Origin of the sequence: Dactylosporangium sp. NPDC051541 (genome assembly GCF_044454505.1) — a bacterium.
GTDB lineage: Bacteria > Actinomycetota > Actinomycetes > Mycobacteriales > Micromonosporaceae > Dactylosporangium.
The window spans coordinates 479,528-498,209 of the sequence record NZ_JBITDU010000005.1 but is presented as its reverse complement, the minus strand read 5'-3'; the positions used below and the strand labels follow the sequence as shown (position 1 = coordinate 498,209).

The window sequence follows — 18,682 nt, the reverse complement described above, 5'->3', positions numbered from 1 at the left end:
CGGTGTTCACCGATGAGGAGCTGCGCGAGCTGTCGCGCTCGCCCCGGGCCCGGCTGGAGCGGGCCACCGCTCCGGCTTCGATGCGCGACGAGCTGGCCGCGCTGGAGCGCGAGCATCTGGGCCAGCGCGACCGCTACCTCGACTGGGTCTCGACGATCCTCGCGACCGCGGCCGAGCGCCACGGACCTCCGGGCCTGCGACTTCTGACCAAACGTACGCTTGTTTTCTTCGCCGCTTACCCGGGCGTCGAGCCGGTGCTGGCCGAGCCGCCGCCCCCGATGGCCGGCGAGGTGGCCGCCGCGGCCGACATCGAGCGCGCACTGGCCATCTTCGACCGGCGCGAGGCCGAGTGGCGCTCGGTCATCGACGTCCTGCGCGACTGGCTCTCGGCCCTGCTGTCCGAGGTGTACTCCCAGTGGGGCCCCGACGAGCTGGAGGCCTTCCATCGCCGGCGCGGGGAGGACTCGCTGCGCGGCCTCATGGCCGACATCGAGCGGCCCGCTGAGGAGCGCCTGCTCAACCTGGTCCGCCTCCTGCGGGGGCACTTCACCGAGCTCGAGGTGAGCCAGGACGACGAGAAGTTCACGATCGTCCAGGACCCCTGCGGCACCTGCGCCCGGCAGGTCCTCGACGGCCGGTTCGCGGCCGGGCTCGGCCTGGCCGTCGTCGCCGACGAGCACCCGGTGACCTGGGGCGGGCGGCCCACTACCATCTACCGCACGCACGTGCCGATCTGGCACGTCGAGATGGCCCGCGAACGGATCGGCGCGCCCTGGCCGGTCAACCTGTGCCCGTCCGGCCTGGACGGGGGCGCCTGCACCATCCTGCTCTACAAAAACCCCAGCGACGCAGCGACGAAGGGCCCGAGACTCCCATGACCGACGTGGTGAGCCGGCCCTCCGGCTACCGGCTCGAGGACCGCTACGACGCCGAGGACGGCACCGTCGTCCTCACCGGCACGCAGGCGATCACCCGCATCCTCCTGGACCGGCGCCGGCTCGACGCGGCGGCCGGGCGGCGCACCGGCGGCCTCGCCTCCGGCTACCCCGGGTCCCCGCTCGGCGGGCTCGACCTCACCCTGCACCGGGCCGCGCAGACCCTCCAGGCGCAGGACATCCGGCACGTGCCCGGCGTCAACGAGGAACTGGCGGCGGCCGTCGTGTTCGGCACCCAGCAGCCCTCGCCGGGCGGCCTGCGCGACGGGCTCCAGGGCATTTTCGGGCTCTGGTACGGCAAGTCGCCCGGCGTGGACCGCTGCGGCGACGCGTTCAAGCACGCCAACCAGTTCGGCACCGACCCGCTCGGCGGCGTCATCGCAGTGGCCGGCGACGACCCGGGCGCGAAGTCCTCGTCGCTGCCCAACCAGAGCGAGACCGCGTTCTACGACGCGCTCATGCCGGTGCTCGTGCCCGGCTCCACCCAGGAACTGCTCGACTACGGGGTGACGGGCCTGGAGCTGTCGCGGTACTGCGGCTGCTGGGTCGGGCTCAAGGTGGTCACCAACGTCGCCGACTCCGTCGGGTCGGTGAACCTCGACCCGGGCCGGCTGTCACTCGTCCGACCCGAGCTGGAGATCGACGGCGAGCGGTGGGAGCACCGGCAGCGCCTCGAGCTGGTGGCCACGATCCTCGTCGACCGGGAGCGGGACCTGCTCGAGCGCCGCCACCTCGCGGCCGTCGCGTTCGCCGCCGCCAACGGCCTCAACCGCATCGAGGGGGCCCGGGCCGGCGCGCGGATCGGGATCGTCGCCGCCGGCAAGACCTACTACGACGTCCGGCAGGTGCTGGCCGACGTCGACCTGGAGGCGCGCGGGATCCGGCTGCTGAAGCTGGGCATGATCTACCCGCTCGACCCGGCGATCGTGGAGCGCTTCGCCGACGGCCTCGAACACGTCGTCGTCGTCGAGGAGAAGCGCGACTTCATCGAGTCGGCGCTGCGCGGGGCGCTGTACTCGACCCCGCACCGCCCGACGATCGCGGGCAAGCGGGACCGGGACGGGCGGCCGCTCGTGCCCGCCTCCGGCGAGCTCACCGTCGACCGGCTCAAACCGATCCTGCGCCGCGAACTCGGGCTCCCCGTGCCGGTCAAGGTGCCCTCGAAGGGCCCGATCGCGCTGCCGCTGCTGAACCGCACCTCCGCGTACTGCAGCGGCTGCCCGCACAACCGCTCCACCGTCCTGCCCGCGGGGGCCGTCGTCGGCGGCGGGGTCGGCTGCCACGGCATGTCCTACTTCGACCCCCGGCTCACCTCCAACCAGAAGCTGCCGGTCGTGCCGATGGGCTCCGAGGGTGTGCCGTGGATCGGGATGGCCCCGTTCGCGCGGACCCGGCACATCTTCCAGCAGCTCGGCGACGGCACGTTCACCCACTCCGGGCTGCTCGCCATCCGGGCCTGCGTCGCGTCCGGCGTGAACATCACGTTCAAGCTGCTGTACAACGGCTACGTCGCGATGACCGGCGGCCAGGAGATCGCGGGCGGGATGCCGGTCCCGGCGATCACCCGCGAGTTGGCGGCCGAGGGCGTCAAGCAGATCATCGTCTGTGCCGACGACCCGTCGCGCTACCGCGGCGTGCGCGACCTCGCCCCGGGCACCGTCGTGCTGCCCCGCGCCGAGGTACTGCCCGCGCAGGAGCGCCTGGCCGCCGTCCCCGGCGTCACCGTGCTCATCTACGACCAGGTCTGCGCGGCCGAGGCCCGCCGCCTGCGCCGGACCGGCAAGCTGCCGAAGCCCGACCGCCGGGTGGTCATCAACGAGCGGGTCTGCGAGGGCTGCGGCGACTGCGGCGTGCAGAGTAACTGCCTCTCGGTCCAACCGGTCGACACCGAGCTCGGCCGCAAGACCCGCATCCACCAGACGTCGTGCAACTCGGACTTCAGCTGCCTCGACGGCGACTGCCCGTCGTTCGTCACCGTCCGCGCTGTCGCAACCGGACCGAAACGCCGCCGCGCCAAGGTGGAGGAGCCACCCGCCGAGCCGGCCGGCAAGGCGGTCGTCGGCGACCGGACCTACGGCATCTACCTGGTCGGCATCGGTGGCACCGGCGTCGTGACGGTCAACCAGGTCCTGGCCACCGCCGCCCGGCTCGACGGGCTGCACACGGCCGGCCTGGACCAGACCGGGATGAGCCAGAAGGCCGGCGCCGTCGTCTCCCACCTGCAGATCGGCTCCGGCCCGGTGCAGTCCCGCACCGCCGCCGTTTCTGACGGTCAGGCCGACCTGTTCCTGGTCTTCGACGCGCTCAGCGGGGCCGCGCCGCAGCACCTGGCCCGGGCCGGCGCCGAGCGCACGGTCGCGATCGTCGGCACCTCGCTCACCCCGACCTCGGCGGTCGTGACGAACACGGCGATCGGCCTGCCCCCGGCCGGCGAGCTGCTGGAGCGCATCCGGGCCGCGGCCGCGCGCACCACCGCGGTCGACGCGGCCGCCCTGAGCCGGGAGCTGCTCGGCAACGAGGCGACCGCCAACGTCCTGCTGCTCGGGGTGGCCTACCAGGCCGGGGCGGTGCCGCTGACGGCCGCCTCGATCGAGGAGGCGATCCGGCTCAACGGGGTCGCGGTCGACGACAACATCGCCGCGTTCCGGGCCGGGCGCCACCACGTGTCGTCGCCGGTCGCGGTGGAGGCGGCGGTGCAGCCCTCGGCCCTCGACCCGTCGAAGGGCGCCCGCGCGGTCGCGGCGAAGCTGCTCGACGCGGCCGGGCTGCCGGCCGCCGTGCGGGAGATCGCCGAGCCGCGGGCGGCCGAGCTGTTCGACTACCAGAATGCGCGACTGGCCGAGCGCTACGTGGCAGCGGTGCGCGAGGTCGCCGCCGCCGGTCCCGTGGACGTGACGCAGGAGTTCTCCCGGTATCTCTTCAAGCTGCTGGCGTACAAGGACGAGTACGAGGTGGCGCGGCTGCATCTCCAGGTCGACCACGGCAGCGGGGCGCGGTACCACATCCACCCACCCTTCCTGCGGGCGCTCGGTCTGCGCCACAAGCTCGCCCTCGGCCCCTGGATCCGGCCCGTGTTCGGGGTGCTGCGGGCGATGCGTCCGGTGCGCGGCACCGCCTTCGACCCGTTCGGCCGGGCCGTGGTCCGCAAGGTGGAGCGGTCACTGCCCGGGGAATATGTGGAAGCCATGCTCGCCGCCCTGCGCGCCGGCGACCACGAACGGTGCCTGACCGTGGCGCGGGCCCCGGACGTCGTCCGCGGATATGAGAGCATCAAGCTGGCCAATGTCGCCGAGTTCCGGGCGTTGCTGGCGGCGTGATCGAGGGGGACAACGTGGCGGAGGGCCATGGGATCAAGGGGCCGCTGGTGGCGCGGCGCCGGGTCGGGGAGCGTCTCGCCGACGAGCTGCGCGACCGGATCCTGCGCGGCGAGCTGACCACGGACAACGGGCTGCTGAAGCAGGACGAGCTGTTCGAGGAGTACCGGGTCAGCATGCCGTCGGTCCGCGAGGCCATGCGCACGCTGGAGACCGAGGGGCTGATCACCATCCGGCGCGGCAACCGCGGCGGCGCCGAGGTGCACCCGCCGCAGATCGAACGGGCCGGCTACGTCTTCGGCCTCGTCCTGCAGTCCCGCACCATCAGCGTGCAGGACCTGGGCCTGGCCGTCCGCCGCCTCGACCCGATGTGCGCCGAGATGTGCGCGACCCGCCCGGACCGCCTGGAGACCGTGGTCCCCGCGCTGCGCGAGATCCACGAGCGCACCGAGGCCGGCGTCGGCGACTTCGCCAAGTTCGTGGCCTGCATGCGGGAGTTTCACGAGGCGCTGGTCCGCAACTGCGGCAACCAGACGTTCGAGCTGCTCGTCGGCATGCTCGAGGGTTTGTGGTACGCGCACGAGCAGGAGTGGGCCGCGCACGCGGAGCTGCAGGGCGACCTGCCCGGCACCGAGGCGACCCGGCGCAGTATCGAGAGCCACGCCGAGCTGATCCGGGCCATCGAGCAGGGCGACGGCCCGGGTGCCGCGATCCTCGCCCGCCGCCACCAGGAGGACACACAGCCGCAGGCGAACCTCGGCGTCGACCCCGCCGTGGTGGTCAACGCTCAGCTCATCCGCCCGCCGGATTACTGAGACCCGCGGGCGTCACCCGCCCGCGGCCGGGGTATCGACCCGCACGGTCTCCAACGGCGTCCCCGGCTCGCCGAACATGCCGCCGGGCCTTCGCACGGCCAGTGCGACGCCGCCGTCCGCGGACTGTGACAGTGATGGTTGTGCTTGGGGTTGGCGGGTACGTAGCAGGCCCACGTGAGGGTGGGGCCTCAGTCCCACACGATGTTGGAGCAGTAACGGTCGGCCTTGGCCCGATACATGGCCAGGTCGGCGCGGCGCAGCAGTTCGGCGATCGCCGCCGGGCCGTCGCTGGTGGTCGCCACCCCGATCGAGGCCGTGACCCGCAGCTCGCGGCCGTCGATGACCATCGGCTCGGCGATCGCGGCGGCGATGGCGCCGACCCGGGAGGACCAGTCGCAGCCGTGGCCGGGCAGGGAGGACTCGGTCAGGATGGCGGCGAACTCGTCGCCGCTCAGGCGGACGGCCAGGTCGTCGCCCAGGCAGTGGGACAGCCGGCGGGCGACCGTGCGCAGGACGTCGTCGCCGATCGCGTGGCCCCACTGGTCGTTGATGGGCTTGAAGCCGTTGAGGTCCAGGACGGCGACCGCGCACCGGCCGCCGCTGCTCAGGAGGGACGGGCCGACGTTGATGAGCATCCGTCGGTTGGCCAGGCCGGTGAGGTCGTCGTGGTTGTTCTCCCACCACAGGGCGGCCCGTTCGGACTGCAGGGAGGCGACCTGGGCCCGTAACGCCATGAGCTCCGCCTGCACCTGATCGGCCTCCGAGGTCGCGGCGGCGGCCAGGATCGTGTCACTGAAGACGTCCACTGACATGCCCCCTCACCGCAGTGACGTGTGGCCGATCTCGCACATCATCATGGCGCCGGATCTTCCGGCGTGCAAGATTTCACGATGGAAGTCTTCCAGGTGACATCTTGGCGCCGACGCTTGATCAATTACGCTCGGTGCGCAAAAATTTCACCGCGAAAGAAGAAGCGGCATTGGTACTGCAAATTTTGAGCGTCTTGCCCGTTTTGACGGCACCTGACGCTGATTCGAGTTACAGCCCGTAAGGAAGGATCACCACGATGCTCAGCGACAGGGACTGGATGATGTCGAGCAGGTCGACCGGCAACGGTGGCAGCTGCGTCGAGGCGCGCCGCCACGCGGGCCTGATCGAGGTGCGCAACAGCAAGCGGCCCGAGGAGAGCACGGTCCTGTTCACCATCGAGGAGTGGGACTCGTTCCTGGACGGCGCGAAGAAGGGCGAGTTCGACCAGCTGCTCGGCTGATCGGCCAGGGGGATCAGACCTTGCGGGCGACCCCGGCCCAGACGCCGCCGGGCCCCAGGGGCGTCACGTCCGTGACCGTGGCCCCGGCCTGCCACTGCTGTGCCCACACGACACCGGGCTCGACCAGCTCGAGGCCGGCGAAGAGCCGCTCGACCTCCGCGCGCGTGCGGACCGTGCCCGGGGTCGAGGTGCGGCGCTGGTAGACGTTCTCGTCGATGGTGCTCCGGTCGATCAGCGCGAAACTTTCCGTCCCCGTGTGCGACAGGACGACGAAGCTGCCCGCCGGCAGCGCGGCCACGAACCGCTCGGCGACCCGGTCGGCGGTCGCGTGGTCGGGGATGAAGTGCAGGATCGCGGCCATCAGCAGGCCGATCGGCGCGTCGAAGTCGAGGGTCCGGCGCACGTCCGGGTGGCCCAGCACGGCCTCGGGGTCCTGCACGTCGCCGCGGATCGCGACCGCGTGGCGGTCGCCGCCGAGGATGTCGATGCTCTCGGCCACCGCGTCCGGGTCGATGTCGACGTAGACGACCCGGGCGTCCGGGTGCGTGCGCCGCGCGACGGTGTGCACGTTGTCGACGGTCGGGATGCCGGAGCCGAGGTCGAGGAACTGCCGGACGCCGGCTCCGGCCACGTGCCGCACCGCGTCGACGACGAACGCCCGGTTGGCCCGGGCCGCGTCGCGCAGCGACGGGTACTGCCGCAGCACCATGTCCGCGGCCGCGCGGTCGGCCTCGAAGTTGTGGATGCCGCCGAGGAAGTAGTCGTACATCCGCGCGGCCGTCGCCGCCTTGCGGGCGGTCCGCGAATTGTTGTCCTGCATGCCGGTCATCCCCGCCCGTCCGGTCGCCGTGGTGCCGTCGTCGTCATCGGTAGTCCGCGATCGGGATCGCGGCCGCGCAGATCAGGTCGAAGATCCGCCGGTATTCGGCGACCTCCGCGTCCTCTTCCAGATACAGGGCGCCGAGGTGCGACTCGAGGTAGACCACGTCGGGGTCCTCGGGGTCCTCGAAGTCCATGATGCGAAACGCGCCCGCCATCGCCGCGTGGGCGCCCGCCGTCCACGGCAGCACCAGCACGTCGATGTGGTCCTGCTCGGCCACCTCGCGCAGCTTCTCGATCTGCGCGGCCAGCACCGCCGGCCCGCCGACCTGCCGGCAGAGCACCCCCTCGCCGAGCACCGTGACCAGGCGGGGCTGGGGCTCGCGGGCGGCCAGCGCGGACTGGCGCTGCATCCGCAGCTTCACGTGCCGGTCGGCGGCCTCGGCCTCCACGGCCTGCTCGGCGCCGTATATGGCCCGCGCGTACTGCTCGGTCTGTAACTCCCCGGGGACCACTTCACCCTCATAGGTGCAGATCCGCCGCGCGCTGGCCTCGAGCCCGACGTAGAGCTTGAACCAGTCCGGAATGACCGGGTTGGCGTCCCACCACTCCTCCTGGGAGGTGCCGAGCGCCAGGTCGGACAGGGCCTCGGTGATGCTGTCGTCGACGCCGTATAGCCAGCACAGGGCCCGCACGTTGGCCACGGTCACCGGGACCTTGCCGGTCTCGATACGGTGCAGCGTCGGCTCGGAGATGCCGAGCTTGGCCTCGGCCACTTCGCGCCGGCTCTTCCCGGTCGCCACCCGTAACCGTGTCAGCCTGCGGCCGAGTGTGCGACGAACGACCCGCTGACCGGTGACCGGCATGCTCCCACCTCCGCCGCGCACGCTACGAAATCGACCGGATGCTGCGGGCAACACCATACCCCCGGGAGATCCGCTCCGCGAAACACCTCCTGCTCAGGTGTGCAACCTTCCGGCCGGGGTGTCCGAGTCGTACGGAATGGAAGCCATCGACACCCCCTGGGAGGCGCCTTGCCCGACCTCGACGAGGAGTTCCACGCCTACGCCGCCGCCCGGCTGGAGCGCTGGCGCCGCGGCGCGTATCTGCTGTGCGGCGACTGGCACCTGGCCGACGACCTGGTCTCCGAGGCCGTCATCCGGCTGCACCGGCACTGGGCCAAGGTGCGCCGGGCCGACAACGTCGACGCCTACGCCCAGACGATCCTGACCCGCTGCTGGCTGACCGAGCGCGGCCGCGGCTGGCGGCGCCGGGAACGGTCCACGGCCGAGCTGCGGCACCCGGCCTACCAGCCGCCGGACGAGCGGATCGTCGACCGGCTGCCGCTGGCCGAGCTGCTGCGCGCGCTCGGGCCGCGGCAGCGGGCCGTGCTGATCCTGCGCTTCTACCTCGACCACTCGGTCGAGGAGACGGCCGAGATCCTCGGCATCACGACGGGCACCGTGAAGAGCCAGTGTGCCCGCGCCATCGAGCAGCTCCGGTCCGACCGGGTGACGCCATGACCCACGACCCGCGATCCGAGGGAGAACCCATGCAGCGACTGTTCGACGAGCTCATCGGCACGCCGCCGCCGGCCGCCATCGACACCCGGGCCCTGGTCCGCCGGGACCGCCGCACCCGGGCCACCTACCGCGCGATCGGCGCCACCGCGACCGCCGGCGCCCTCGGCATCACCGCGGTGCTGGTCACCGGCACCGGCGGCCCGTCCGGCGCACCGCCGGCACCGACCGCACCGCCGGCGGCGGTGGGCTCCCCGAAGCCCGCCCCGGTGGTCAGCACCGACACCCGCTTCGAGCTGACGTCGGCCACCCGGGCCGAGGCCGAGCAGAGCGCGGCCAAGCTCGCGGCGGCCCTGGACGACGCCGTGCGCACCGCGGTCCCGGGCGCGGCCTGGGTGCCCGGCCCCGGCCTCGAGGTCACCGTCATCGACTACGTCTCCCCGCCCGGCTGGTACGGCGCCAGTGATCTGCGCGTCGACGGGCACAGCGGCGGCCTGACGGCCATGGCCCACACCGTGCCCGGCTTCGACGGCACCTGCGCGACCCTGCCCGCGCCGTTCTACCCGAAGGGCCGCGAGCCCAAGACGCCGCCACCGCCGCGGCCGTGCCAGGACGTGAAGACTCCGGGCGGCGCGCCGGCCGTCGTGCTGACCGGCGACCCCGGCCCGGGGCAGCGGTTCGAGCTGCGGACCCGGCTGCCGGCCGGCCGGGTCCTGACCCTCGTCGTGACCGGCGAGCCGCCCGTGCTCACCGTCGACCAGGCCCTGCACGTGGCCCAGGCGGTGACCGAGCGGATCCGCTGACGCATTGACGCGTGGGTACGTTGCGTGACGTACCCATAGCTGAAAGAAGTTCTGATTTCCCGGCAGCGGGCGGGCGGCTCCACCGCGTTCATGAGGCGGAGTCAACCCGAGCCGAGGAGTCATCGCATGGGGTTTCGCATCAAGCTCGCTCTGGCCGTGACGGCGGCGGTGGCCGTCGCCGTCGCGGTCGGCATCGGCACCGCCGACGCGAGCACCCGCCGGCATTGGTGGGGCGGCGACCGATACCCGCAGCCGAAGCCGACGGCCAGCGCCTCGCCGGCCGCGACCCGCACGACGGGCGCGCCCGCGCCGACCGCCGGTGCGAGCCGGACCACGTCGGCCCCGCCGTCCGCGACCCGGACGGCGACGCCGGGCACCACGGCCGCCGGCACGTTCGCGCCGCCGCCCGCCAACGCCGGGTTCGACTACCAGATCGGTGGCCCGTACACGCCCCCGGCGGGCGTGGGTGTCGTGAGCCGCGACCATGACGCGAGCCCGGCCGCCGGGCTGTACAACATCTGCTACGTCAACGCCTTCCAGGCCCAGAGCGAGGCGAACTCCTGGTGGAAGTCCAACCATCCGGAGCTGCTGCTGCACGACGCCAAGGGCAACCTGGTCATCGACAAGGACTGGAACGAGATCCTGCTGGACTTCTCGACCGACGCCAAGCGGGCCGCGCTCACGGCGATCGTCGGCGGCTGGATGGACGGCTGCGCGAGCAAGGGCTTCAAGGGCGTCGAGCCGGACAACCTGGACTCGTGGACCCGCTCCGGCGGCCTGCTGACCAAGACACAGGCCGTCGCCTACGCCCAGTCACTGGTCGCCTACGGCCACGGCAAGGGCCTGGCCGTCGGGCAGAAGAACACCGCCGACCTGGGGGCCGCGAGCGCCCGGCAGATCGGGTTCGACTTCGCGGTGGCCGAGGAGTGCGCCGACTACAACGAGTGCGGGGACTACACCGCGGTGTACGGCAACCACGTCATCGTCATCGAGTACAGCCAGAGCCAGTTCACGAAGGCCTGCAACAGCTACGGCAGCACGCTGTCGATCGTGCTGCGTGACGTGGACGTCACCACCCCCGGCTCCGGTTCGTACGTGTTCAAGACCTGCTGAGCCGCGCTATACAGGGCGACGATGATTTCCCGCGAGGTGACGAGCTCGGACCTGGCGGCCGGCGCGGACGCGCGCCGGCCGGAGGGCTTCGACGACTTCGTGCGCCTCCGCGGGGCCGCGCTGCTGCGCTTCGCCTACGTGCTCTGCGGTGACGCGCACCTCGCCGAGGACATCGTGCAGGAAGTGCTCGCCCGGATGCACCCGCGGTGGGGGCGGGTCACGGTGATGGACAGCCCCGAGGCCTACGTGCGGACCGCGATCGTGCGGCAGTTCCTGTCCTGGCGCCGGCGGCGCTCGGCGGGGGAGGCGGTCGTGGCGGAAGTACCGGAGCCGCCCGGTCTTGACGAACCGCAGCAGCGGGTGCTCGCCCGCGACCAGATGTGGCAGCTGCTGGCCGGGCTGCCCCGGTCCCAGCGGGCCGTGCTCGTATTGCGGTTCTACTGCGATCTGCCGGACGCGGACATCGCGGTGCTGCTGGACTGCCGGGAGACGACCGTACGGTCACAGGCGGCGCGGGCCCTCGCGCGGATGCGCACGATGCTCGGGGAGGTGCACGGCGATGGATGAGCTGGACCGGCTGCTCGCGCAGACCTTGCACGGCGCCGCCGACCGGGCCCCCTCCGACGCCGGGCTGCTGACCGGCGTGCACGGCCGCGCCCGCCGCCACCGCCGCCGCAAGGTCGCCACGGTGCTCTCGGCAGCGGCCGCCGCGCTGGCGCTCGGCATCCCCGCGGCGGTCGGGCTCGCCGTCCGGCCCGACGTGCCCGCGCCGCCGGCCGCGGTACCCACGACAGCCGCACCTTCGGAGTCGGCGACGGCGGCGGCGATGCGGCTGTCAGCGGGCTACACGGCGCCGGCGTTTCCTTACACACTCCCGGCCACCAACGGCATGCGGGCGCCCATAGCGTGGATGGACGGCGGGAACCTGGTCGCGTTCTTCGAGGCGATCGACATCCGTCATCACTCCGACACGACCGTCACCGTGTCGAGCCGCCGGCCGGCGTTCACGACAGCGGGGACCGAGACGCAGCGGACGGTCCGGGGGCACGCCGGCACGCTGCGGACCGTCGACGTGCAACCGGCGAAACAGCTGACGCTGTATTGGCCGGAGTCCTCGACCCAGTGGATCACACTGGCCACCGATGACACGTACACACCGCAGCAAGTCGTAGCCTTGGCCAACTCGCTGACGGCCGCGTCCATTGCGGTGTCGCCGCCGTTCGAGCTGGACCTCAGCCCGGCCGGCTTCAGCACGGAGACGGTCAGCTCGTCGACGATGAGCTTCCGTGATGCGGGCGGTGCGCAGTTCCGTGTCGTGCTGTACAAACGGCGCGCATTGCAGCAACCGAACCAGACCGTCGGCGCCTACAAGGCGCAGCTCACCCGCGACGCGGACGGCGCGACCCTGGACGTGGACGTCACCGACTGGACCGCCACCCTGCGGGTGACCGCGGCCGCCGGGCTCAATGTCAGCGATGCCGACCTGCTCCGCTTCGCCGCCGGCGTGCACGTCCTCAACCGTTCGGACCCGGCCGACTGGTGAGGCCGCGGGCGACCAGCTCGGTGGGGAGCACGACCGTGCGCGGCCACGACCGGTCGCCGTCGATGCGGCGGAAGAGCAGCTCGGTGGCGGTCCGGGCGAGGGTGCGGGTGTCATAGGCGATGACGGTCAGCGGGTACGGCACCAGCCGGGCCAGCTCGAAGTCGTCGAAGGCGAGCAGGGCGGCGTCGCTGCCCCGGCGGTGGAGCTCCTCGATCACGCCGAGGGTGATCCGGTTGTTGAGGCTGAAGAAGGCCGTCGGCGGGTCCGGCCGGTCGAGGAGCTCGGCGACGACGCGGCCGGCGGCGGACGGGTCGCGCACGCCGTCGCGGACCAGCCGGTCGTCGTAGGGGGCGCCCGCCTCGACCAGGGCGTCCTGGGCACCGTCGAGGCGCTCGCGCATCGTGTAGACGCCGATGGAGTCGAGCAGGACGGCGATGCGGCGGTGCCCGGCGGCGACCAGGCCGCGGACGCCGTCGCGGGCGCCGCCGCGGTTGTCGAGCAGGACCGTGTCGGCGCGGAGGTTGCCGGGCGGGCGGTCCAGGAAGACGACGGGGGTGCCCTGCTCGACCTCGACCCGCAGGAAGGAATGGTCGTGCCCGGCCGGCACGACCAGCAGCCCGTCGACCCGGCGGGCGCACAGGTCGCGCAGGAGCTGCTGCTCGCGGGCCGGGTCCTCCTCGGAGCTGGCGATGATGAGCATCGTGTCGCGCTGCCGGGCGATCTCGGCGGCGGCCCCGGCGATCGTCGCGTAGAACGGGTTGGCGATCTCCTCGATGAGCAGCCCGACGGTGGCCGTGGCCTGCCCGGAGCGCAGCGAGCTGGCCAGGTGGTTGCGCCGGAAGCCCAGCTCGGCCACGGCCGCGAGGACCCGCTCGGCGACCTCGCGCTGGACGTAGGGCGCGTCGTTCACGACTCGGGACACGGTTTTCAGGCTCACCCCGGCCCGGGCGGCCACGTCCGCCATCGTGGGGCGCTTGGCGCGGCCCGAGTCGCTCGTCACGCGACAGACGATAACGGCCCGGCGGCCATCCGTGACAACGTTGGCAGAAATTCGGTGTTCACATGGCTGGATATTGACAACGTTGTCACACGGCGACAGGCTGGCCCTCGCCACCGGGCGTCCCCTGCGCCCGTGCTGAACCGTGGAGTTCCCGCATGAGAACGCTAGCAGCGCTTTCGATGGCAGCCGCGACACTGCTGCCCATCGGCCTGCTCGTCGCCGCCAACACGGCGAGCGCGGCCGCACCGCCCGGAGACTTCGCCTCCTCGTTCGAGACCACCGACCCGCAGCCGGCCACGACCACCGTCGAGACCAACGCCAACGGCCAGCCGATCCAGGGCAACCTCTCCGGATCGAGCCCCAACGGCCTGCCCGGCAGCCTGCTGGCCCAGGTCGCCGCCGTGACCGCCAGTGCCGAGAACCCGCCGAACGAGGTCGCGGCCCGGCTCGCCGACGGCAACCCGTCGACGAAGTGGCTGGCCTTCAACCCGACCGGCTGGGCCACCTACCAGCTCAAGGCTCCGGCGGCGGCGGTGAAGTACTCGCTGACCTCGGCCAACGACGCGGCCGGGCGGGACCCCAGGGACTTCACGGTGCAGGGGTCGAACGACGGCAGCCAGTGGACCGACCTGGACCGGCGCACGGGCCAGACGTTCAGCGGCCGGTTCGCCACCAACACCTACAGCTTCGCGAACACCACCGCCTACTCCTGGTACCGGCTGAACGTCACCGCCAACTCGGGTGACTCGCTGGTGCAGCTGGCCGACTGGGACATCAGCGACGGCACCGACACCCGCCCGCCGGCCACGCCGATGGTCAGCGTCGCCGGAGCCGGGCCCGTCAGCGGGTACAACATGAAGCCCAACGCGGGCTTCACCGGCCTGGCCTCGCTGCGCTACTCCGGCGGCGCCGAGGCCGACGGGCGCTCGTTCGCGACCAACCGGCTCTTCGACGTGAACATCCCGGTCGGGCCGAAGACGCGGCTGTCCTACAAGATCTTCCCGGAATACACCGGGCAGGACGCGCAGTACCCGTCCACCTACGCCGCCGTCGACCTGCACTTCACCGACGGCAGCTACCTCAGCGCGAAGTCGCCGCTCGACCAGCACGGCTACCCGCTGACCGGGGCCGGGCAGGGCGCGTCCAAGGTGCTCTACGCCGACCAGTGGAACGCGGTGCAGTCCGACATCGGTACGGTCGCCGCCGGCAAGACCATCGACCGCATGCTGCTGGCCTACGACAACCCGCAGGCCACGGCCGCGACCCGGTTCCAGGGCTGGGTCGACGACGTCACCGTGACGGGCACGGCGGCCGCGATCGACGGCGCCGACCGGACCAACTACGTCGACACCCGGCGCGGCACCAACGCCTCGGGCTCGTTCTCGCGCGGCAACAACCTGCCGATCACCGCGCTGCCGAACGGCTTCAACTTCTTCACGCCGGTCACGAACGCCACGTCGGACTCGTGGGAGTACGAGTACCAGCGGGCCAACAACGGCGCCAACCTGCCCACGCTGCAGGGCCTCGCGATCTCGCACGAGCCGAGCCCGTGGATGGGCGACCGCAACCAGATGTCGGTCATGCCGGTCGCGGCCGGCGGCAACCTCACCGGCGACCCGGCCAGCCGGGCGCTGTCGTTCAGCCACGCCGACGAGACCGCGCAGCCGGACCTCTACCGGGTCAGGACCGGCAACGGCCTGACCGCGCAGGTGACGCCGACCGACCACGGCGGCGTCATGCAGTTCACCTACCCGGCCGGCCAGACCAGCGGCAGCCTGGTGTTCTACAACGGCTCTTTCGCGTTCGGCAGTGAAGGCACTGCCGCCACCTTCACCGGCTGGGTCGACAACGGCAGCGGCCTGTCCGCCGGCCGCAGCCGGATGTTCGTCGCCGGTACCTTCGATCGCGCGCCGACCGCCACCGCGGCCACATCGGCCACGTTCGACACCTCGGCCGACGCCACCGTGACGATGCGGATCGCGACCTCGTTCATCTCGCTGGACCAGGCCCGCAAGAACCTGGCGCTGGAGGTCACCGGCCGCGGCTTCGAGCAGCTCCACGCGGCCGCGACCGCGGCGTGGAACGACCGGCTCGGCCGCATCGACGTCCGCGGTGCGAGCGAGACGCAGCTGGTGACGCTGTACTCGAACCTGTACCGGCTGAACCTGTACCCCAACTCGCAGTCGGAGAACACGGGCACCGCCGCCGCGCCGCACTGGCAGTACGCCAGCCCGGTCTCGGCCCCGACCGGCTCGTCGACCGCGACGAACACCGGTGCGAAGCTCGTCGACGGGCTCATCTACGTCAACAACGGCTTCTGGGACACCTACCGCACCGTGTGGCCGGCCTACACGCTGCTCTACCCGGACGTCGCCGCGAAGATCGCGGACGGATTCGTGCAGCAGTACCGCGACGGCGGCTGGATCGCCCGCTGGTCCTCACCGGGGTACGCCGATCTGATGACCGGTACCAGTGCGGATGTCGCTCTGGCGGAGGCGTATCTCAACGGGGTGGCGCTGCCGGACGCGATGAGCGCGTACAACGCGGCGGTCCGGGACGCGACAGTAGTTTCGACGCAGAGCGGCGTCGGCCGCAAGGGCATCCAGACCTCGCAGTTCCTGGGCTACACGCCGACCTCGACCGGCGAGTCGGTGTCGTGGGCGCTCGAGGGGTACATCAACGACTACGGCATCGGCAACATGGCGGCCGCTCTCGCGAAGGACCCGAAGACGCCGAAGGCCGACCGGGACCGGCTCGAGGAGGAGTCCGAGTACTTCCTGCAGCGGGCCCGCAACTACGTCAACCTCTTCGACCCGGCCAGCAAGTTCTTCCAGGGCCGCGACGCCGCCGGCAACTTCCTCAACGGCAACCCCCTCGATTGGGGCGGCGTCTACACCGAGACCGACGGCTGGAACTTCGCCTTCACCGCCCAGCAGGACGGCAACGGACTGGCCAACCTGTACGGCGGCCAGGACGGTCTGCGCCAGAAGCTCGACGAGTTCTTCGCGACGCCCGAGAAGGCCGACCACCCCGGCGGCTACGGCGGCACCATCCACGAGATGCTCGAGGCGCGGGCGGTCCGGATGGGCCAGCTCGGCATGAGCAACCAGCCGTCGCACCACATCCCTTACATGTACGACTACGCCGGCGCCCCGGCCAAGACCCAGGCGATCGTGCGGGAGCTGCTGCAGCGGCTCTACGTCGGCAGCGAGATCGGCCAGGGCTACCTGGGCGACGAGGACAACGGCGAGATGTCGTCCTGGTACGTCCTGAGCTCCCTCGGCCTCTACCCGCTGCAGGCCGGCTCGTCCAACTGGGCGATCGGCTCACCGCAGTTCACGAAGATGACCGTGCACCGCGAGAGCGGCGACATCGTGGTGAACGCGGCGAACAACTCGACCAAGAACGTCTACGTGCAGGGCGTCAAGGTCAACGGTAAGAAGCAGAAGGACGTCTCCATCGACTCGGCCGTGCTGACCCGCGGCGGCACCATCGACTTCGACATGGGCTCGAAGCCGTCCTCCTGGGGCAGCGGCAAGAACGACGGCCCGCCGTCGCTGACCCGCAACAACGACCGGCCGCAGCCGCTGCAGGACACCACCGGCCCGGGCCTGGGCACCGCCACCGCGACCGGCGGCGTGGACGCGGCCAAGCTCTTCGACGACTCGTCGGCCACGCAGCTGACGTTCGCCACCGCCACGCCGCAGATCACCTGGGTGTACCGCGGCGGCAAGCAGAAGCCGACCTACTACACGATCACCTCGGGCGCCGGCCCCGGCGACCCGGCCGACTGGAAGCTGCAGGGCTCGAAGGACGGCACCAACTGGACCACTGTGGACACCCGCACCGACCAGGTGTTCACGTGGCGCGACCAGACCCGGCCGTTCCAGATCGAGCACCGCGGCAACTTCACCCAGTTCCGCCTGGTCGTCACCAGGACGGTCGGCGGCGCGCAGACCAACCTGGCCGAGATCGAGCTGCTGCGCGGCGGCGACGTCGAGCTCGGCGGCGGCGACGTCACCGTGACCCCGGCGGCCACGGTGCCGGCGACGTCCGGTGCCGCGATCTCGGTGCCCCTGGCCACGGTCACGGGCGGGACGGCGACCGCATACCAGGCGAGCGTCGACTGGGGCGACGGGACGCCGGCGACGACCGGCACCGTCACCCTGAGCTCGCGGGCGGTGTACAGCATCAGCGGTTCGCACACCTACGCCCAGCCCGGCTACTACCAGGCCGCCGTCACGGTGACCGACGGCGGCAGCCAGGACTCGGCGACGGTCGGCGTCGACGTGGCCTACCGGCCCGCGTCGGGGCTGCCGGCCGCGTCCGACACCGTCTGCATCGGTGACGAGGGCGTCCTCGCGGCCAACTGCGACGCCAAGAACTGGGCCTACTCCCGGGCCGCGCTCGCGGCCGGGGGCGTCACCCAGGGCGTCGCGAAGGACGTGCCGGGCACGGCGCTGCACTTCACGCTGCCGGGCACTCCGGCCGGGCAGCCGGACAACGCCACCGGCAACGGCAAGACGGTCGTGCTCGACCTGCCGGCCGACGCGAAGAGCATCTCGTTCGTCGGCGCCGGCACGCAGGGCAACCAGTCCACGACCGGCACGGCGACGTTCAGCGACGCCACCACGGCGAGCATCCCGATCCAGTTCAGCGACTGGACCCTGGGCGGCAACCCGAACGGCACGCCGTCCTACGGCAACATCGTGGTCGCGAAGACCGCATACCGGCTGCAGGGCACCGGCCGGGACGGCGCGCAGCCGTTCCTGTTCGCCACCGCGCCGTACCAGATCCCGGCGGGCAAAACGCTCGTGTCGGTAACCCTGCCCACGCAGACCGGTGACCCCGGCTCGGCGGGCCGGATTCACGTGTTCGCCATCGCCGACGACGGCACCCCGCCGCCGGCGCTGGCCACCACGGCTCCCCAGAACCAGACGGCGACGGCCGGCCAGGCCTTCACGGCCGCGCTCGGCACGGTCACCGCCGGTGTTCCCGACGCGAGCGGCTACCACGCCCGCGTCCAGTGGGGCGACGGCACGGTGCCGCAGGACGCCACCATCGGCGCCGGCGGCGCGATCGGCGGCCGGCACACCTACGCGGTGCCGGGCACGTACACCGCCCACGTCACCGTCTGGGACAGCCGGTCGAGCACGACGCTGACGTTCACCGTGACGGTGGGCGGCGGCAAGCAGCCCGGGCTCTCCTCGCGGGCCGCGGTCACGGCCGACGCCGAGGTGGTCACCCCGGCCGCCGGTCCCAAGCCGCAGATCACGCTGTCGGCCACCGAGGGCGGGCGCGGCACCGCGCTGGTCCTCGACGCCTCCGGGTTCAAGCCCAACGAGGCGGTCACCATCACCTTCGGCAGCTACACGCTGACCGTTCGCGCCGACGCCCGCGGCATCGTCTCGGCCGCGTCCTTCAGCGTGCCGGCCAACGCCGCCGTCCCGAGCTCGGCCGGCATCCAGCTGGCCGGCGCCGACTCGAAGATCCGGGTCGAGGTGCCGTTCACGGTCACCTACTGATCCGCGTCTGATCCGAGGCCGCCGG

At 72.0% G+C, this 18,682-nt stretch carries 14 protein-coding genes; 10 read left to right on the top strand and 4 right to left on the bottom strand.

Annotated features, from left to right (window positions below):
• The first annotated feature begins 2 nt into the window (after positions 1–2).
• Genes ACIA8L_RS26015 through ACIA8L_RS26005 form a run of 3 tightly spaced genes read left to right on the top strand, consistent with a single transcriptional unit; the run spans position 3 to position 5,064 of the window.
• Positions 3–878: a hypothetical protein gene (locus ACIA8L_RS26015; protein WP_395908910.1), complete on the top strand. Its 876-nt coding sequence runs from the start codon at positions 3–5 to the stop codon at positions 876–878.
• Positions 875–4,252, top strand: coding sequence for an indolepyruvate ferredoxin oxidoreductase family protein (locus ACIA8L_RS26010; RefSeq protein WP_395908909.1), 3,378 nt, complete (start codon positions 875–877; stop codon positions 4,250–4,252). Before ACIA8L_RS26015 ends, ACIA8L_RS26010 begins: the two co-directional genes overlap by 4 nt.
• Complete coding sequence (locus tag ACIA8L_RS26005) at positions 4,249–5,064, top strand: FadR/GntR family transcriptional regulator (protein ID WP_395908908.1); 816 nt, start codon at positions 4,249–4,251, stop codon at positions 5,062–5,064. Before ACIA8L_RS26010 ends, ACIA8L_RS26005 begins: the two co-directional genes overlap by 4 nt.
• 188 nt (positions 5,065–5,252) lie before the next feature.
• Here the strand turns inward: ACIA8L_RS26005 and ACIA8L_RS26000 are convergent, their stop codons facing one another.
• Positions 5,253–5,876: a GGDEF domain-containing protein gene (locus tag ACIA8L_RS26000; RefSeq protein ID WP_395908907.1), complete on the bottom strand. Its 624-nt coding sequence runs from the start codon at positions 5,874–5,876 to the stop codon at positions 5,253–5,255.
• A gap of 254 nt (positions 5,877–6,130) precedes the next feature.
• Here ACIA8L_RS26000 and ACIA8L_RS25995 point away from each other — a divergent pair, with 254 nt between their 5' ends.
• Positions 6,131–6,334 carry a DUF397 domain-containing protein gene (locus ACIA8L_RS25995; RefSeq protein WP_395908906.1) on the top strand — a complete coding sequence of 68 codons (204 nt, stop codon included), beginning with the start codon at positions 6,131–6,133 and terminating at the stop codon, positions 6,332–6,334.
• A gap of 13 nt (positions 6,335–6,347) precedes the next feature.
• Here the strand turns inward: ACIA8L_RS25995 and ACIA8L_RS25990 are convergent, their stop codons facing one another.
• Positions 6,348–7,154: an SAM-dependent methyltransferase gene (locus ACIA8L_RS25990; protein ID WP_395908905.1), complete on the bottom strand. Its 807-nt coding sequence runs from the start codon at positions 7,152–7,154 to the stop codon at positions 6,348–6,350.
• A gap of 43 nt (positions 7,155–7,197) precedes the next feature.
• Positions 7,198–8,019, bottom strand: a complete 822-nt coding sequence (locus tag ACIA8L_RS25985) for a helix-turn-helix domain-containing protein (RefSeq protein ID WP_395908904.1) — start codon at positions 8,017–8,019, stop codon at positions 7,198–7,200.
• Positions 8,020–8,187: 168 nt separating this feature from the next.
• On the opposite strand from ACIA8L_RS25985, the gene ACIA8L_RS25980 reads away from it, so the two are divergent.
• The 5 genes from ACIA8L_RS25980 (at position 8,188) to ACIA8L_RS25960 (ending at position 12,132) form a co-directional block, all read left to right on the top strand.
• A complete protein-coding gene (locus tag ACIA8L_RS25980) occupies positions 8,188–8,676 on the top strand; it encodes a SigE family RNA polymerase sigma factor (protein ID WP_395908903.1) in 489 nt (162 codons plus the stop codon).
• A 29-nt stretch (positions 8,677–8,705) separates the two neighbouring features.
• The gene (locus ACIA8L_RS25975; protein WP_395908902.1) at positions 8,706–9,476 is read left to right on the top strand and encodes a hypothetical protein; all 771 of its coding nucleotides are present in this window, start codon (positions 8,706–8,708) and stop codon (positions 9,474–9,476) included.
• A 126-nt stretch (positions 9,477–9,602) separates the two neighbouring features.
• Complete coding sequence (locus tag ACIA8L_RS25970) at positions 9,603–10,589, top strand: endo alpha-1,4 polygalactosaminidase (RefSeq protein WP_395908901.1); 987 nt, start codon at positions 9,603–9,605, stop codon at positions 10,587–10,589.
• A gap of 21 nt (positions 10,590–10,610) precedes the next feature.
• On the top strand, positions 10,611–11,156 hold the full coding sequence (locus tag ACIA8L_RS25965; protein WP_395908900.1) for a SigE family RNA polymerase sigma factor: 546 nt from the start codon (positions 10,611–10,613) through the stop codon (positions 11,154–11,156).
• Positions 11,149–12,132, top strand: coding sequence for a hypothetical protein (locus ACIA8L_RS25960; RefSeq protein WP_395908899.1), 984 nt, complete (start codon positions 11,149–11,151; stop codon positions 12,130–12,132). The genes ACIA8L_RS25965 and ACIA8L_RS25960 overlap by 8 nt, the downstream gene beginning before the upstream one ends.
• On the opposite strand, the gene ACIA8L_RS25955 is transcribed toward ACIA8L_RS25960, so the two are convergent.
• The gene (locus ACIA8L_RS25955; RefSeq protein ID WP_395909047.1) at positions 12,104–13,096 is read right to left on the bottom strand and encodes a LacI family DNA-binding transcriptional regulator; all 993 of its coding nucleotides are present in this window, start codon (positions 13,094–13,096) and stop codon (positions 12,104–12,106) included. The genes ACIA8L_RS25960 and ACIA8L_RS25955 overlap by 29 nt on opposite strands.
• Positions 13,097–13,311: 215 nt before the next feature.
• Between ACIA8L_RS25955 and ACIA8L_RS25950 the strand changes: the two genes are divergently transcribed.
• Positions 13,312–18,657 carry a GH92 family glycosyl hydrolase gene (locus tag ACIA8L_RS25950; RefSeq protein WP_395908898.1) on the top strand — a complete coding sequence of 1,782 codons (5,346 nt, stop codon included), beginning with the start codon at positions 13,312–13,314 and terminating at the stop codon, positions 18,655–18,657.
• Positions 18,658–18,682: the final 25 nt, after the last annotated feature.

Bases quoted from the DNA above. Each gene is read 5' to 3' on its own strand.
- ACIA8L_RS25960 (WP_395908899.1), top strand. From the start codon at position 11,149: ATGGATGAGCTGGACCGGCTGCTCGCGCAGACCTTGCACGGCGCCGCC.
- ACIA8L_RS25950 (WP_395908898.1), top strand. From the start codon at position 13,312: ATGGCAGCCGCGACACTGCTGCCCATCGGCCTGCTCGTCGCCGCCAAC.
- ACIA8L_RS25990 (WP_395908905.1), bottom strand. From the start codon at position 7,154: ATGCAGGACAACAATTCGCGGACCGCCCGCAAGGCGGCGACGGCCGCG.
- ACIA8L_RS25985 (WP_395908904.1), bottom strand. From the start codon at position 8,019: ATGCCGGTCACCGGTCAGCGGGTCGTTCGTCGCACACTCGGCCGCAGG.
- ACIA8L_RS25965 (WP_395908900.1), top strand. From the start codon at position 10,611: ATGATTTCCCGCGAGGTGACGAGCTCGGACCTGGCGGCCGGCGCGGAC.
- ACIA8L_RS25975 (WP_395908902.1), top strand. From the start codon at position 8,706: ATGCAGCGACTGTTCGACGAGCTCATCGGCACGCCGCCGCCGGCCGCC.
- ACIA8L_RS26000 (WP_395908907.1), bottom strand. From the start codon at position 5,876: ATGTCAGTGGACGTCTTCAGTGACACGATCCTGGCCGCCGCCGCGACC.
- ACIA8L_RS25955 (WP_395909047.1), bottom strand. From the start codon at position 13,096: ATGGCGGACGTGGCCGCCCGGGCCGGGGTGAGCCTGAAAACCGTGTCC.
- ACIA8L_RS25970 (WP_395908901.1), top strand. From the start codon at position 9,603: ATGGGGTTTCGCATCAAGCTCGCTCTGGCCGTGACGGCGGCGGTGGCC.
- ACIA8L_RS25995 (WP_395908906.1), top strand. From the start codon at position 6,131: ATGCTCAGCGACAGGGACTGGATGATGTCGAGCAGGTCGACCGGCAAC.
- ACIA8L_RS26010 (WP_395908909.1), top strand. From the start codon at position 875: ATGACCGACGTGGTGAGCCGGCCCTCCGGCTACCGGCTCGAGGACCGC.